18 protein-coding genes are annotated in these 14,346 nt (G+C 62.3%); 4 read left to right on the forward strand and 14 right to left on the reverse strand.

The genetic code is table 11. The features are described from left to right. Positions 1–19 precede the first annotated feature (19 nt). Complete coding sequence (locus tag ACEN84_RS06780) at positions 20–1,294, reverse strand: aspartate kinase (protein WP_112386085.1); 1,275 nt, start codon at positions 1,292–1,294, stop codon at positions 20–22. 198 nt (positions 1,295–1,492) lie between these two features. Further along, complete coding sequence (locus tag ACEN84_RS06785; protein ID WP_162708790.1) at positions 1,493–1,663, reverse strand: hypothetical protein; 171 nt, start codon at positions 1,661–1,663, stop codon at positions 1,493–1,495. A gap of 111 nt (positions 1,664–1,774) precedes the next feature. Here ACEN84_RS06785 and ACEN84_RS06790 point away from each other — a divergent pair, with 111 nt between their 5' ends. Then, positions 1,775–3,106, forward strand: a complete 1,332-nt coding sequence (locus ACEN84_RS06790) for an APC family permease (RefSeq protein WP_112720255.1) — start codon at positions 1,775–1,777, stop codon at positions 3,104–3,106. 34 nt (positions 3,107–3,140) lie between these two features. Here ACEN84_RS06790 and ACEN84_RS06795 read toward each other — a convergent pair whose 3' ends face one another. After that, the gene (locus ACEN84_RS06795) at positions 3,141–3,923 is read right to left on the reverse strand and encodes a LuxR C-terminal-related transcriptional regulator (RefSeq protein ID WP_413710372.1); all 783 of its coding nucleotides are present in this window, start codon (positions 3,921–3,923) and stop codon (positions 3,141–3,143) included. A gap of 94 nt (positions 3,924–4,017) precedes the next feature. Between ACEN84_RS06795 and ACEN84_RS06800 the strand changes: the two genes are divergently transcribed. Continuing rightward, positions 4,018–5,448 carry an amidase gene (locus ACEN84_RS06800; protein ID WP_413710373.1) on the forward strand — a complete coding sequence of 477 codons (1,431 nt, stop codon included), beginning with the start codon at positions 4,018–4,020 and terminating at the stop codon, positions 5,446–5,448. A gap of 52 nt (positions 5,449–5,500) precedes the next feature. Next, on the forward strand, positions 5,501–6,247 hold the full coding sequence (ubiG, locus tag ACEN84_RS06805; protein ID WP_413710374.1) for a bifunctional 2-polyprenyl-6-hydroxyphenol methylase/3-demethylubiquinol 3-O-methyltransferase UbiG: 747 nt from the start codon (positions 5,501–5,503) through the stop codon (positions 6,245–6,247). 4 nt (positions 6,248–6,251) lie between these two features. On the opposite strand, the gene ACEN84_RS06810 is transcribed toward ubiG, so the two are convergent. Genes ACEN84_RS06810 through ACEN84_RS06830 form a run of 5 tightly spaced genes read right to left on the reverse strand, consistent with a single transcriptional unit; the run spans position 6,252 to position 9,193 of the window. Beyond that, positions 6,252–6,830 carry a DUF3291 domain-containing protein gene (locus tag ACEN84_RS06810; protein ID WP_413710375.1) on the reverse strand — a complete coding sequence of 193 codons (579 nt, stop codon included), beginning with the start codon at positions 6,828–6,830 and terminating at the stop codon, positions 6,252–6,254. 1 nt (position 6,831) lies between these two features. After that, the gene (locus ACEN84_RS06815; protein WP_130284187.1) at positions 6,832–7,260 is read right to left on the reverse strand and encodes a DUF1178 family protein; all 429 of its coding nucleotides are present in this window, start codon (positions 7,258–7,260) and stop codon (positions 6,832–6,834) included. Beyond that, positions 7,257–8,114, reverse strand: a complete 858-nt coding sequence (locus ACEN84_RS06820; protein WP_413710376.1) for a carbon-nitrogen hydrolase family protein — start codon at positions 8,112–8,114, stop codon at positions 7,257–7,259. Before ACEN84_RS06820 ends, ACEN84_RS06815 begins: the two co-directional genes overlap by 4 nt. Before the next feature lie 10 nt (positions 8,115–8,124). Then, positions 8,125–8,382, reverse strand: a complete 258-nt coding sequence (gene grxC, locus ACEN84_RS06825; protein ID WP_112720248.1) for a glutaredoxin 3 — start codon at positions 8,380–8,382, stop codon at positions 8,125–8,127. 34 nt (positions 8,383–8,416) lie between these two features. Continuing rightward, the gene (locus ACEN84_RS06830; RefSeq protein ID WP_413710377.1) at positions 8,417–9,193 is read right to left on the reverse strand and encodes a ComF family protein; all 777 of its coding nucleotides are present in this window, start codon (positions 9,191–9,193) and stop codon (positions 8,417–8,419) included. Positions 9,194–9,270: 77 nt separating this feature from the next. Here ACEN84_RS06830 and ACEN84_RS06835 point away from each other — a divergent pair, with 77 nt between their 5' ends. Further along, the gene (locus ACEN84_RS06835; protein WP_413710378.1) at positions 9,271–10,155 is read left to right on the forward strand and encodes an SAM-dependent methyltransferase; all 885 of its coding nucleotides are present in this window, start codon (positions 9,271–9,273) and stop codon (positions 10,153–10,155) included. A gap of 9 nt (positions 10,156–10,164) precedes the next feature. On the opposite strand, the gene ACEN84_RS06840 is transcribed toward ACEN84_RS06835, so the two are convergent. The 6 genes from ACEN84_RS06840 to ACEN84_RS06865 form a co-directional block, all read right to left on the reverse strand. Beyond that, on the reverse strand, positions 10,165–10,338 hold the full coding sequence (locus tag ACEN84_RS06840; RefSeq protein ID WP_413711271.1) for a Flp family type IVb pilin: 174 nt from the start codon (positions 10,336–10,338) through the stop codon (positions 10,165–10,167). 50 nt (positions 10,339–10,388) lie between these two features. Then, entirely contained in the window at positions 10,389–10,709 is a 321-nt protein-coding gene (locus tag ACEN84_RS06845) for a hypothetical protein (protein ID WP_112720246.1), read from the reverse strand. A 124-nt stretch (positions 10,710–10,833) separates the two neighbouring features. After that, positions 10,834–11,247 carry an 8-oxo-dGTP diphosphatase MutT gene (mutT, locus tag ACEN84_RS06850; protein WP_112720245.1) on the reverse strand — a complete coding sequence of 138 codons (414 nt, stop codon included), beginning with the start codon at positions 11,245–11,247 and terminating at the stop codon, positions 10,834–10,836. Between the two features lie 2 nt (positions 11,248–11,249). Continuing rightward, complete coding sequence (locus tag ACEN84_RS06855; RefSeq protein ID WP_413710379.1) at positions 11,250–12,065, reverse strand: GNAT family N-acetyltransferase; 816 nt, start codon at positions 12,063–12,065, stop codon at positions 11,250–11,252. Beyond that, positions 12,034–13,275, reverse strand: coding sequence for a bifunctional glutamate N-acetyltransferase/amino-acid acetyltransferase ArgJ (gene argJ / locus ACEN84_RS06860; protein ID WP_413710380.1), 1,242 nt, complete (start codon positions 13,273–13,275; stop codon positions 12,034–12,036). Before argJ ends, ACEN84_RS06855 begins: the two co-directional genes overlap by 32 nt. A 55-nt stretch (positions 13,276–13,330) precedes the next feature. Beyond that, entirely contained in the window at positions 13,331–14,218 is an 888-nt protein-coding gene (locus ACEN84_RS06865) for a peptidylprolyl isomerase (protein ID WP_112720242.1), read from the reverse strand. Between the last annotated feature and the right edge of the window lie 128 nt (positions 14,219–14,346).

Raw genomic sequence — 14,346 nt, forward strand, 5'->3', positions numbered from 1 at the left:
GCGGCCCGCCCGCTGGGAATCAATTCTTATCGAGACCGTAGCAGGAATGCAAAGTTCTGACAGCGAGTTCCGCATACGGGCCGTCGATGAGGATCGAAATCTTGATCTCCGACGTGGTGATCGCCTTGATGTTGATACCCTTTTCCGCGAGCGCGCGGAAGGCCGTAGCTGCAACGCCAGCGTGCGAACGCATGCCGATGCCGATAACCGATACTTTCACCAGGCCCGATTCGTGCTGCACGACATCGTAGCCGATCGCCGGCTTGTTGTCGGACAGGACCTTGATCGCCTTGTCGACATCGCCCGACGGAACCGTGAACGTCATGTCGGTCTTCGAACCGTCTTCAGAGATGTTCTGGACGATCATGTCGACATTGATGTGGTTCTCGGCCAGCGGTCCGAAGATCGCGGCGGAAACGCCCGGCCGGTCGGCAAGACGGCGAAGCGAGATCTGAGCTTCATCCTTGGCATAGGCGATGCCGGTGACTACTTCCTGTTCCACGATTTCATCCTCGTCACAAATCAGCGTTCCGGGCGGATTTAAGAAGTCACCCATGCCCGGAGCATCGGGATCTTCGAAAGAGGAGCGCACGAAGGTACGAACCTTGTGCACCATGGCAAGTTCCACCGAGCGGACCTGCAGAACCTTGGCGCCGAGCGATGCCATTTCGAGCATTTCTTCGAAGGCGATCTTCTTCAGGCGGCGCGCCTGCGGCACGATGCGCGGGTCGGTCGTGTAGACGCCGTCGACATCGGTATAGATGTCGCAGCGGTCAGCCTTCAGCGCCGCAGCAACGGCAACGGCCGACGTATCGGAACCGCCGCGGCCGAGCGTCGCGATGCGATTGTCCGGGCCGATGCCCTGGAAACCGGCGATGACGGCAACCTGGCCTTCGCCCATGCGCTTGACGATATCGGCACCGTCGATTTCCTGGATGCGGGCGGCGCCATGGGCGTTGTCCGTGCGAATGGCGATCTGCCAGCCCTGCCAGGAGCGCGCATTGATATCCATCGCCTGCAGCGCGATCGCCAGCAGACCGGCCGTGACCTGTTCGCCCGAGGCAACGACGGCGTCATATTCGCGCGCATCGTAAAACGGAGAGTTGGCGCCCACGACCTTCGGCATGTTCTGTACCCAGCCGACGAGCTCGTTGGTCTTGCCCGACATCGCCGAAACGACGACCGCGACTTCGTGGCCCGCGTCCACTTCACGTTTCACATGGCGGGCAACGTTCTTGATGCGGTCCAGATCGGCGACGGAAGTTCCGCCGAATTTCATAACGATGCGTGCCATAAGCCTCTACCACAGCCAGCGCCGGGGGCCGCGAGCGGATTTCTCCGGCCGATCATGCGCCATTGACAAACCACCGGGAGAGACGATTGCCAGACCCGGCATCAGGAGCCGGTCGGACCAAAGGCCGGAGCGCTCGAATTGGGAGTTCTGGAACGCTTCTAAAGCCTTGGCGCCCAAGGGCTCAAGTTGCGGCGTCTCTTAGCGGCTTTGCATGGGGGTGGCAAGGTCGCCAATTGGCGTTTGGCGGTACGGTTTAGCAAAGTTTTCCGCAATCGGCGGCAGAGGCTTTTCCCGGCGGCTGTTGACGTCTCCGGCAGCCGCTCCCCATAACACCTTGGGGTTATGTTCGATCTCCGCCCGCTCGTTCATCTTTTCTTCATAAATAAAAAATGCGGGCGGTGACCTGCGCGGAACAGCTAAAAGAATTGCCCTGCGCAGCTCCCGGGAAGATCAATCAACAACTCTTCGCGGAGGCAGAACATGAATGACACAGTAAAACTCGACCGCACATTGGGCCTCTGGTCCGTTGTGCTTTTTGGTCTGGCCTATATGACGCCGATGATCGTCTTCGGCACGTTCGGCGCACTTGCCGCCGCAAGCCAGGGCACGACGGCCATGGCCTATCTCGTAGCGGCTGCCGCGATCCTGCTCACCGCCATCAGCTACGGCGTCATGGCCCGCGTCTATCCGGTCGCCGGTTCCGCCTACACTTATGCCCGCCGCTCGCTGAGCCCGAGCATCGGTTTCCTCGTCGGCTGGGCAGTCCTGCTCGACTATTTCTTCCTGCCGATGGTCATCTGGCTGATCGGCGCGGCCTACCTGACCTCCGCCTTCCCGGCCATCCCGGCCTATGTCTGGATCATCGGCTTCATCCTGCTGACCACGCTGGTCAACGTCGTCGGCATCGCCTTCGCAAACCGCGTCAACTTCATCCTGATGCTGGTGCAGCTCGCCGTCCTGATCGCCTTCGTCTTCCTCGCAGCCCGCTATGTTATGGCTGCCAGCGGCCCGGGCGGCCTCGTTTCGGCAACGCCGTTCTTCAAGGCTGACGTGCCCTTCTCGGCATCGATCGCCGGTGCGGCAATCGCCGCCTACTCGTTCCTCGGCTTCGACGCCGTCTCGACGCTGACCGAGGAAACCAAGGATGCCAAGCGCACCATGCCCCGCGCCATCCTGATCACCGCCCTTGCCGGCGGCCTGATCTTCGTCGTCGCGGCCTATGTCACCCAGCTTGCCCATCCCGGCATGGACTTCGTCTCGGTCGATGCCGCTGCCAGCGAAATCGCCAAGACCATCGGCGGCGACCTCTTCGTCACCATCTTCCTTGCAACGCTCGTCGTCGCGCAGTTCACCTCGGGTCTCGCCGCCCAGGCCAGCGTCGGCCGCCTGCTCTTCGCCATGGGCCGCGACAGCGTTCTGCCGTCGTCGATCTTCGGCAGCCTGCATCCGAAGTGGCATACGCCTGTCATCAACCTCGTGCTCGTCGGCATCGTCGGCCTGCTGGCGCTGACCATGGACGTGACGACCTCGACCTCCTTCATCAACTTCGGCGCATTCCTCGCCTTCACCGCGGTCAACATCTCGGTCATCGCTCTCTATGTGAAGGGTGACCAGCAGGTGAAGCCGCTCGGCGCGCTGATCGGTCTCGTCATCCCGGCGCTCGCCGCGGTCTGCGATCTCTTCCTGCTCTGGAATCTCGACGAGCATGCCAAGGTTCTCGGCCTGATCTGGCTGGTCATCGGTGTCGGCTATCTGGCCTACCTGACCCGCTTCTTCCAGTCCGCGCCTCCCGAAATGGACTTCGCAGAGTAAGCTTCGAAAAGCGGCCCGGCCGGAAACGGCCGGGCTAAGCCAGGAACAGGCGGAAGAGCTCGGCCTGGCTGGAAATGTTGAGTTTCGAGTAGATCTGCCGGCGGTGCACCTTCACGGTGTTGGGCGAAAGCTCGAGAACGGCGGCAAGCGAGAGGTTGGAATGTCCCTTGAGGATCAGCGTCACGATCTCGAGTTCACGCTTGGTCAACAGCGGATGTTCGATCCGTGCGGCTGGAGCGGCATTCTTGATCTCCAGCGACAGGCCGGACACATGGAACCAGTGACGGCTTCCAAGCGCGCAGACGAGCAATGCGGCCGAACGCAGCCGCTGCATGTCCTCTTCGGAAAACAGCGCCGCGTTGCCAGTGCGCGACAAAGACAGCACGGCGATATAGCCGCTCTCGAGCGCCAGAACGAAACCGATCTCGTCGATGATCTCGGTCGTCGCGTAGTGCAGGCGGAAATATTCGGTCTGCGCAAAATCATCGGGCGCGATCTCGCGCATCACGATCATCCGCGCGCCGCCATCGGCACGGATCGCGTCATAGAAAGGATCGAGCACGAAGGCACCCGCCAGATACCGGTCGACGATCAGCGATCTCTCGGCGACGATCTTCTCGTTATAGAGATCGAAGGCATGGCCATCAGGCGAATAGATGAAGCCGTTCATCATCTGGAACGGCGCCAGCAGCCTGAGCGCTGCGGCAAGCGCATCCGGAAAGGCCCGCGAGCCGATGGCGTTCGCAGCCTGCGCGAGAGCAGCATTCCAGACGTCGAAGGACGGCATCTGGGAAGTTGGTCTCGAAACGGAATTCATGAATTGTCCTGGCAATGAAAAGCCGTAGACGGCCTCCGGCACAGCAAGCACTCTTTCAAAGCGAAATGCAATGACCCCGATGGAACACGCAGACATGACCAAGAACGCGGCCGAACAATCCGCCTCCCACCCGGTCGACCTCCCGGCGACGGAGATCGCCCGCGGCATTCGCGAAGGGAGTTTCTCGTCGGAATCAGTCGTTGCTGAATCGATCCGCCGTGCCAGGGCCGTCAACGCGACCCTCAACCCTTTCACGGTGATCCGCGAGGAACAGGCGCTGGAAGCTGCCCGCGCCGCGGACCGTGCCGCAGCGCGCGGCGAAGCGACCGCCCCCCTTCACGGCGTCCCCTTCGCCGCCAAGGACATGACCCCCACCAAGGGAGACCTGACGACGCTCGGCTCCTGGACCCAGGGGGACCGGATCCCCGACGAGACCGCCCTCGTCGTCCGCCGTCTCCAAGATGCCGGCGGCATCCTGATGGGCAAGACGACGACCCCGGAATTCGCCTATGCCAGCTTCACCCATAGCTCGCGCTGGGGGATCACCCGCAACCCGTGGAACCCGGAGCGCACCTCCGGCGGCTCCTCCGGCGGCTCTGCCGTGGCGGTCGCAACCGGCGTCGTGCCCTTTGCCGAGGGTACGGATATGGGCGGCTCGGTCCGCATACCCGCGGCCTTGAGCGGCACGGTCGGCCTCAAGGCCAGCATCGGCCGCATCCCGATGACCATCCTGCCGAGCGTCTTCGACAACATCTCGCATTTCGGCCCGCTCGCCCGCACCGTCGGCGATGCCGTCTCCTTCATGGAAGCGACCTGCGGACCGAGCGACGAGGACATCTCGTCGCTGCCGGTCGGCTTCGTCTCGCATGTTGCTCGCAACGGCAGCCTCGCAGGCAAGCGCTTCGCGCTCTCGGTCGATCTCGGCTATTATCAGGTCGAACCCGAGGTCGAGCGGCTCGTCCGCCAGGCGGCCGACGAACTGCGCCGCGCCGGGGCAACGGTTGATGAAGTACCGATGCAATGGACACGCGCCGTCAACGACGAATGGTTCGACCTCTGGTGCGTCTTCATGTCCGGCTTCTTCGGCGAGACGATCGAGACCTATCGCGACAAGATGGATCCGGCCGTCGTCTCGATGATCGAGCGTGGGCTGGCGATGAACGCCACCGCCTACAAGCGCGTCGAGCTGCTGCGCACCCGCATGTGGCGCGACATGGCGGCCCTCTTTGAAAATTACGATGCGCTGCTCTGCCCGACCTGCGCCGTCACTGCCCCGCTGGTCACCGAATGCGATGACGATTATGTCGCGACCGGTCCGGATGGCCGGTTCGTCGGTCTCGACATGACCTGTCCCTTCAACATGCTGCCGCAGCTTCCCGCCCTGTCGCTTCCCGTCGGCCTAGCATCGAACGGCCTGCCCGTCGGCCTGCAGATCGTCGGCCGCCGCTTTGCCGATGAAAACGTGCTGTCGATGGCTGCGGCGCTGGAGGCGCGGCTCTCTGTCCCGCGGCTTCCCGCCCCTTGACTTATGCCGCCGATCGTCCGACTTCACTCTGACTGACGCAAGGAGCAGACCCATGAGCGAAGCCGCAAAGAGCACGATCGACCAGAGCGAAGTGGACCGCTTCTCGGCGATGGCCGCTGAGTGGTGGAGCCCGACCGGCAAGTTCAAGCCGCTGCACAAGTTCAACCCGGTGCGGCTGACCTATATCCGCGACAAGGCAGCCGAGAATTTCGGGCTCGACCCGAAAAGCCCGAAGCCGCTGGAAGGCCTGCGCGTCCTCGACATCGGCTGCGGCGGCGGCCTGCTGTCCGAGCCGGTCGCGCGGATGGGCGCCACCGTCGTCGGCGCCGACCCCTCCGAAAAGAATATCGGCATCGCCTCCACCCATGCGAAGGCGTCGGGCGTTTCCGTCGATTACCGTCCTGTCACGGCCGAACAGCTCGCCGAAGCCGGCGAGACCTTCGATATCGTCCTGAACATGGAAGTCGTCGAGCACGTCGCCGACGTCGAATTCTTCATGTCGACCTGCTCGAGGATGGTCCGCCCCGGCGGCATGATGTTCGTCGCCACCATCAACCGCACGATGAAGGCCGCCGCGCTCGCGATCTTCGCAGCCGAAAACATCCTGCGCTGGCTGCCGCGCGGCACGCATCAATATGAAAAGTTGGTCCGTCCCGAAGAGCTGGAAGCGCCGATGACCGCCTCCGGCCTCGAAATCATCGACCGCACCGGTGTCTTCTTCAATCCTCTGGCCAACCAGTGGAATCTGTCGAAGGATATGGACGTGAACTACATGCTACTGGCAAAGCGCCCGGCCTGAGCAATCAGACCTTCAATTTACTGACGAGTTCCAAGAGATCCTGCTGGCGCGTGGCGTTTTGGGCAGCAAGCTCCTTCACCCGTTCGCGGTCGATGGTGATTTGCTCGCCGTCAGGACCATAAGGCTGCTTGAAGTTGAACGCATGCGCGCTCGGTCCGTGATCGTCGAGATATTCAAGCCGCGAGGCGCCCTCCTGCCAGTCTGGCCGATGCGTGGCCGAAACCCACCACAAAACCAGCGGCGGCCAGCTCTGCCGGGCATTCCAGGCCCGGGCATTCTTCAACGCGTCGGCATGCACGCCGTTATAGCTGAAGGCCATCAACGACTCGATATCGGCCCAGAGCGACAATGAGGACGGCGCGGTGGTGAAGCCGCTGCCTTCGATATATCTCGGAAAAACCTGAACGCCCCAGCTTCGCGTACGGGGTACGCCCGGATAACCCGAACGCCCCAGGAAGCCTTGTGCTCGCGCCGCTGCTTCGAAATTTGCGGGTTCGCGCAGCATGAAGCCGCGAACCGCCTCACTATCAGCCGGCGCCACATGAAGCCCGAAATTGTAGAAGGCGAGGCGCGCGGACTGCATGTCAGTTCACATCGTCAGGTAGGACGGGCAGGGCAGCGATCTCGATGCCCTCCTCGATCAGCTCCTGGGCCTCGTTGGCCGTTGCCTGGCCGATAATGCCGCGCGCATCGGCTTCGCCGTAGTGGATCTTACGCGCCTCCTCTGGGAAGCGCGTCCCGACATCTTCGGAATTCGCCTTCACCTGAGCAACGGCATCCTTGAGCTTCTGAAACGCTTCACGGCGCATCGCGTCCATGGCGACGGTCTTGATTTCGTCCTTCTTGCGTGCGGTGGAGACGGACGGCGCCATGAGCACTTTCGAGATCGAGCCCGAATGGCAGACGGGGCAGGTCAGGAAGCCGGACGCTACCTGCCTGTCGAAATCGGCGCTCTCGGAAAACCAGCCTTCGAACTCGTGGGCATTCTCGCAACTGAGGGAATAGCGGATCAAGCGGCAACGCCTCCCTTCACCGCCCCCGGTATCTTCTCGATCGAGAATTCCCGGCCGTTCTTCAGGTTCGGGATCTTGTCATGCGCAGCCTTCACGGCAGCCGGATCGATCTCCGCCAGGATAACGGCCTCGCCGGTGCCCCCGGCAGATGTCAGAACCCGGCCCCAGGGATCGATGATCATCGAATGGCCGAACGTCTCCCGCCCATCCTCATGCACGCCGGCCTGCGCGGCAGCGATGACGAAGACACCGTTCTCGATGGCGCGGGCCCTCAGCAGGATTTCCCAATGCGCTTCGCCGGTCTGCCTCGTGAAGGCGGCAGGAACCGTCATCACTTCGGCACCGGCAACCGCCTGCGCCCGGAAAAGCGCGGGAAACCGGACGTCGTAGCAGATGGTGAAACCCATCTCCACAAATGGCAGCGACACGACACGGGCTTCCGAGCCAGGCCGGTAGGCAGCGCTTTCACGCCAGCTCTCGCCGTTGTCTAGGTCCACATCGAACATGTGGATCTTGTCGTAGCGGTTCAGGACCTTGCCATCGGGGCCGAACAGAAAGCCGCGATTGGCCATCTTGCCATCGTCGAGCGCGATCGCCGTCGAGCCGACATGCATATGGATGCCGAGCTCGGCCGCAAGCTCCGAAGCGGTCCGCACGATGATATCGTCGGCTTCACCGCGCAACACCGCTTTGGCTGCCGCGCGGTCTCGCTGCAGCATTCCTGTCATCTCGGGCGTCTGAACATAGGTCGCGCCCTGAGCCGCAGCCTCACGGACAAGCCGCGCCATAGACACGGCATTGCGCGCCGGATCGACGCCCGAGCACATCTGAACCGCTGCAGCCTTGAAGACCATGGTGCTACCCTCAGGCCGCCAGCATCGGATCGAGCTTGCCGGCTCGGTCGAGCGCGAAGAGATCGTCGCAACCGCCAACATGCTCACTGCCGATGAAAATCTGCGGGAAGGTCGTGCGGCCGTTCGATTTGCCGATCATCTCCTGGCGCAGATCGGGCGAGAACGTCGCATCATGCTCGACGTAGTCGACACCCTTCTCTTCGAGCAGGGATTTGGCGCGGGCGCAATAGCCGCAGAACTGCCGTGTATAGATCGTGACGGGTACCATATTCCGGTCTCCAGACGGGCCTGTTTTCTCCTTGTCATATAGGTTCTTGCAGAGCCCTTGCAAAGGTCAAAACAGTGATGTCGGAGGCGCCTGCCTTGCGCAAGACGCGCGTTGCCGCAGCCACTGTCGCGCCGGTCGTGTAGACATCATCGACAAGCACGATCCGTTTGCCGAAAACATCGTTTTCCCGCCCGCGTGCGATCGCGAAGGCTCCGCGAACATTCTCCTCACGCGCCCTCGCCCCGAGCCCCACCTGCTGTTCCGTTCGCTTGACACGCAGCAAGGTGGCGGGAAGCAACGGCTTGCCCGAGACGCGGCCCAGATGCCGCGCAAGCTCCGCCGCCTGGTTGAACTTGCGCGACAGCATCCGCGACCGGTGCAGCGGCACCGGAATGATCGCATCGCAGGCTTCGACGGCGCCATCGCTCGCCCGCAGCATCCAGCCCGCCATCATCGGCGCAAGATCGACGCGGTCGCGATACTTCAGCCCATGCACCAGATTGCGGACCGCCTCGTCGTGAACGGCGGCGGAGCGCAGGCGATCGAAGGGTGGCGGGTCGGCAATCGCCTGCGCACTCAGGATACCGCCTCCGAGATCGTGAGAGAATGGCGACCCCAGCACCTCGCAATAGGGCCTCTCGATGAAGAGCACGCCCGACCAGCATTCGGCGCAAAGCCCGCGATGCCCTGATGTCATCGTACCGCAGGCAGCGCAGGCCGGCGGATAGACGAGGTCGGCAAGCGCATGGAAGGGCCGCGCAAGATGCGCCCAGCCTGACCGCGCTGCTTTGCCGAAATCGATTGCCCCCATGGAGCGAGAGTAGCCGCTTCCGGCCAAAAGGAAAATCCGTCTTGCCGCCTGCCGGTGACGGGACTATGCACTTCGCCATGGATATCATTTTCGATAGAGCCGCGATCGCCGCCCACCGTCACCGGGCGCTGAAGAACGGCGACCACAACGCAGCCTTCCTTCTCGACATAGCAGCAACCGAGCTTGCCGAACGGCTGTCCGTCGTGGAGCGGCAGTTCGATCGCGCCGTCGAGCTGCATGGCGCGACCGGCACGGCAGCAAAGGCAGCGCTGGCGCTCGGCAAGATCGGTCAATTGGACCGCGTCGAAACAGAGGCAGCCTACGGCGCCGAGGGAGAGGTCGCCTTCGTCGCCCCCCTCGAAGACGTCCCGCTCGAGCCGCAATCGGCTAATCTCATCATCGCGCCGCTCAGCCTGCACCTGACCAACGACACGCCCGGCGTCTTCATCCAGATCCGCCTCGCCTTGAAGCCCGATGGCCTTTTTCTTGCGGCTATCCCCGGCGCGGGCACGCTGCAGGAACTGCGCGACGTCCTGCTTGCCACCGAAGCCGAAATGACCGGCGGCGCCAGCCCTCGCGTCATTCCCTTCGCCGATGTCCGTGATGTCGGTAGCCTGTTGCAGCGCGCCGGCTTCTCGCTGCCGGTCATCGATGCCGAGAGCTATACAGTGCGCTACGACTCGATCTTTCCGCTGATGAAGGATCTGCGCGCCATGGGGATGGCGAACCCGCTCGCCGCCCGCAGCCGCAAGCCGCTCTCACGCGCCTTCTTCCTGCGTGCCGCCGAGATCTATGCCGAACGCTATTCCGATCCTGATGGCCGGATCCGCGCGACATTCTCGATCATCTATGTCTCGGGATGGGCTCCACACGAGAGCCAGCAGAAACCTTTGCAGCCGGGATCGGCCAAGGCGCGTCTCGCCGATGCTCTCCGGGTCGAAGAGCACAAGCTGAAGCAGTAGTCAGCAGCTTTACGGCGACTTCGAGCCAATCGTGGTGCTGAGATTCATGAACGTGTTCTGCAGGCTGTTGCTGAACGTACCGACACCGGCAATTGCGCCAACCGAGATCAGTGCCGCGAGCAAACCGTATTCAACGGCAGTTGCGCCGCGGATGTCGGCGATCAAGGCTTTCAGAGAACGCATCATCCCAACCCTTCCCGCAGAAAGCGGCGCATCAGCCATTTGATCTTCCATCAGCAGCCGGCCCCCGAGCCGTATCCCTGAACGACGCAAACGGAGCCCGGAGTTTCCTGGAGCACGCTGCGGCGGATCGTGTAACGCTTGCCGTTCTCGGTCTTGGGGATCGAGCCGGTGGTGATGTTGTCGAAGTCGGAGGGAACGCTTGCGAAAACGCTCGACTTCGACTTGTCGGCTAGCATCGGGGTGAGGATGAGGGTGAGCGCCACGGCGGCGGTGCCGAAGAGCAAGGCAAGATTGAGCGCGCCCGTCCTGCGTGAAGCATTCGAGCCTTGCTGTTTTTCTCTAACCGCTTTCCAGAAATCGTCGTCGACCATGCGTCAAGCCTTCATACACACACGCCAGTTGCTTGATTGAGGCCGATCTTTGGCAGAAGGTGTTAAACGATCGATTAATATCCACAGACAAAAACCGTCCGTGAAAGCAAATAGTGAGAAATCCCTAAAGTAGATCCTGCAGCATCGGGATCAGCGGCTCGTCAGCCGGCGGCATGGGATAATCACGCAATTGCATGGGCTTGACCCATTTCAGCGCCTGCCCTTCCCGGCTTTGTGGGATGCCTTCATAGCGGCGGCAGACATAAAGCGGCATCAGCAGATGAAATGTGTCGTAGCTGTGGCTGGCAAATGTCAGCGGCGCCAGGCAGGCGACCTTCGTCTTGATGCCGAGCTCCTCTTCGAGCTCCCGCACCAGGCACTCTTCCGGCGTCTCACCCGGCTCGACCTTGCCGCCCGGAAATTCCCAGAGACCGGCAAGCGACTTACCCTCCGGCCGCTGCGCCAGAAGAATGCGCCCGTCGGAATCGATCAGCGCGCAGGCAGCAACCAGGAGAATTTTCTTGCCGGCGTCGCTCATCGTCAAAGCGCCTTGCGCCAGTAGCTGTAGCGATAGGCTTCCCGGAAGCCGAGGCGGTCGTAGAGTGCAAGAGCCGGCGCGTTATCGGCCTTGACCTGAAGCCAGCCGGTGCGGGCACTGCGCATACGCGCCCAGCGAAGAGCCGATGTCAGAATTTCGAGACCGAGACCTTCGCGCCGGCGCTCCCGGGCGACCGACAGCGACATGATGCCGGCCAGATCGTTGTCCTGCACGCAAAGAACCGTCGCCAGCGGCCCCGATGCCGGATCCTCGATCATGAACAGGCCGGACGGCGGCTTGATCGCGTTGATCACTTCGGCCAGCGCCGCCTTCAGCCGCGGCGAGACCTGGTCGGTCGAGAGATTGGCGTCGACGAAGCGGCCGATATCGTGCGTCGGCAAATGGTCGAGGGTATCTGGAAGATCGGCCTGTGTCAGATCGCAGGTCATGACGATCGTTTCGTCGAAATGCGTCCAGTTCTGCGCGGCGACCAGATCGACGAGTAGCGCCGTGCAGAGCGGCGTCTGCCGCAGCACGGCCGGACGGCCATAGGCTTCGAACTTCCTGCTCGCCTTTTCCAGGCGGATCTCGATATCGCGATGATCGGACGGATCGAGCGGCACGATGGAGTTCAGACGGTTCGACGGATGACCCGCCGTCAGCCGTACCTGCCAGCTGCCGTCATACTGCACGGAAGAAGCGGGCCACGCCCGGAAGCCAACTGCTTCCAGCCTGCGAACGAGCGGCAGGTTTGCCGTCTTTGAAGAAGTCTCAGTCAATGAACGATCAGCTCCGGTAGTCACCGTTGATCGCCACATACTCCTTAGTGAGGTCGCAAGTCCAGACCGTTGCCTGACCTTTACCGAGACCGATGTCGACTTTGACCGGAATATCCTGCTGTTTCATGACATTCGAGGCCGCGTCTTCGGAATAGCCGGGATCGCGCTCGCCGTTGACGGCAACGCGCACATCGCCGAACCAGATCGCCAGGCGGTCGCGATCGGCCATCTCGCCAGCCTTGCCGACAGCCATGACGATACGGCCCCAGTTGGCGTCCTCACCGGCAGCCGCCGTCTTGACCAGCGGCGAATTGGCGATCGACAGGGCGATCCGCTTGGCCGCCGCATCGCTCTCGGCACCGGTCACGGTGATTTCGAGCATCTTGGTCGCGCCTTCGCCGTCGCGGCAGACCTGCAGCGCCAGATCCTTGAGCACTTCGTTGAGCGCGACGCGGAAGGTCGCGAGGCGCGCATCGTCGGCGCGCTCGACGCGCGCCTGGCCGTCAGCCGCTGCGGCGCCGGTTGCAAACAGGATCAGCGTATCGGAGGTCGAGGTGTCGCTATCGACGGTCATCGAGTTGAAGGTCGGGCCGACGCCATCCGACAGCATCGCCTGCAGCGCGGCCGGAGCGATATCGGCGTCGGTCACGACGAAGGAGAGCATCGTCGCCATGTCGGGCGCGATCATCCCGGCGCCCTTGGCGATCCCGTTGATCGTCACCTTGACGCCGCCGATTTCGGCGCTGCGGGTCGCGACCTTCGGATAGGTGTCCGTCGTCATGATCGCCTTGGCGGCCTCGAACCAGAAATCACCGGTCGCATCGCGATGCATGGCATCGAGAACACCGGAAAACTTGGTCGCATCCAGCGGCTCGCCGATAACGCCGGTCGAAGCGAGGTAGACTTCGTTCTCGCCGCAGCCGACGGCAGCCGCAGCGGACTTCGCGGTCAGCTCGGTGGCGGCGCGGCCCTTCAGGCCGGTGAAAGCATTGGCATTGCCCGAATTGACGACGACGGCACGCGCAACCCCGTGCGGCAGATTGCTGCGGCAGAAATCGACCGGCGCCGACGGGCACTTCGAGCGGGTAAAGACGCCCGCGACCGAAGCAGGCTTGTCGAACACCATCATCAGTACGTCGGTTCGGTTCTTGTACTTGATCCCGGCGGCAGCGGTCGCCATGCGCACACCGCGCAGCGCGGGCATGGATGCGAAGGTCTTCGGGGCGAGCGGAGAAACGGAACCGGACATTGTGATGGACCTGCCTGATAGTGAAGGGCCCGGAAGAACCGGGCCCGAATGATGATTACTGCTGCGGCTGAACGGCGGGCTCATCGCCCGGCGCCGGCTGCTTGTTGGCATCCTCGTAACCCTTGCGAAGGGTTTCGTCCATGATGTCGACCTTGGACTTTTCCTTCGCCGAAGCGAGAAGAGCAAGATACTTGTCGCGCATGACGAGCTGACGAACCTGGTCCTTGACCTGGTCGAACGGCGGCGGCGGGGCGTCGCGCTTATCTTCGACCTTGATGACGTGGTAGCCGAAATCGGTCTTCACCGGGGTCTTGGAGTAGGTGCCCTTTTCGAGCGCGAAGGCTGCGTCTTCGAATTCCTTGACCATGCGGCCCTTGGTGAAATAGCCGAGATCGCCGCCGTCAGCCTTGTTCGGGTCGGTGGACTTTTCCTTCGCGAGTTCAGCAAAATCCTTGCCGGCGTCGAGCTGCTTGATGACGTCCTTGGCTTCATCCTCGGTCTTGACCAGGATGTGGCGGGCGTGAACTTCTTCCTGCTTCGGCAGGGCTGCGACTTCCTTGTCGTAGCGTGCCTTCACTTCGTCGTCGGTGACGGTGTCGACAACGTGCTTCTTGAAGTAGGCATTGTGCAGCTCGCGATCGGAAAGATACTGCATGCGCTTCTTGAATTCTTCGGTCTGGTCGAGCTTTTCGGCGGCGGCGTCGCCGGCCAGCAGCTTCACATCGATGGCAGCAGAAAGGGCAGCGACCTTCTTCTGATCGTCCGGCAGCTGAGCGAGCTGCGGGTCCAAATTGGCGATCGCCAGATCGAGTTCCGACTGATGAATTTCCAGGTTGCCAACCTTGGCGATGACGGCGTCCGGCTTGTCTTCAGCGTAGACCGGCGCATGGAACGCAACGAAGGTCGCGACCGCCATCACGGCAAGTTTGTTGTAGCTCAACATCAAATAACCTTTCAGAGTTACACCACCGGCTTCAGCATCACGTGTGAATCCAGCCTAAAACAGCGTTCAACACTGGAATGTGGCCTTTCTATATCAGCCAAATCCGTTGACATCATTCGACCCCCCTC

The organism is Rhizobium sp. Rhizsp82, assembly GCF_047325115.1.
In the GTDB taxonomy this organism is placed as follows: domain Bacteria; phylum Pseudomonadota; class Alphaproteobacteria; order Rhizobiales; family Rhizobiaceae; genus Rhizobium.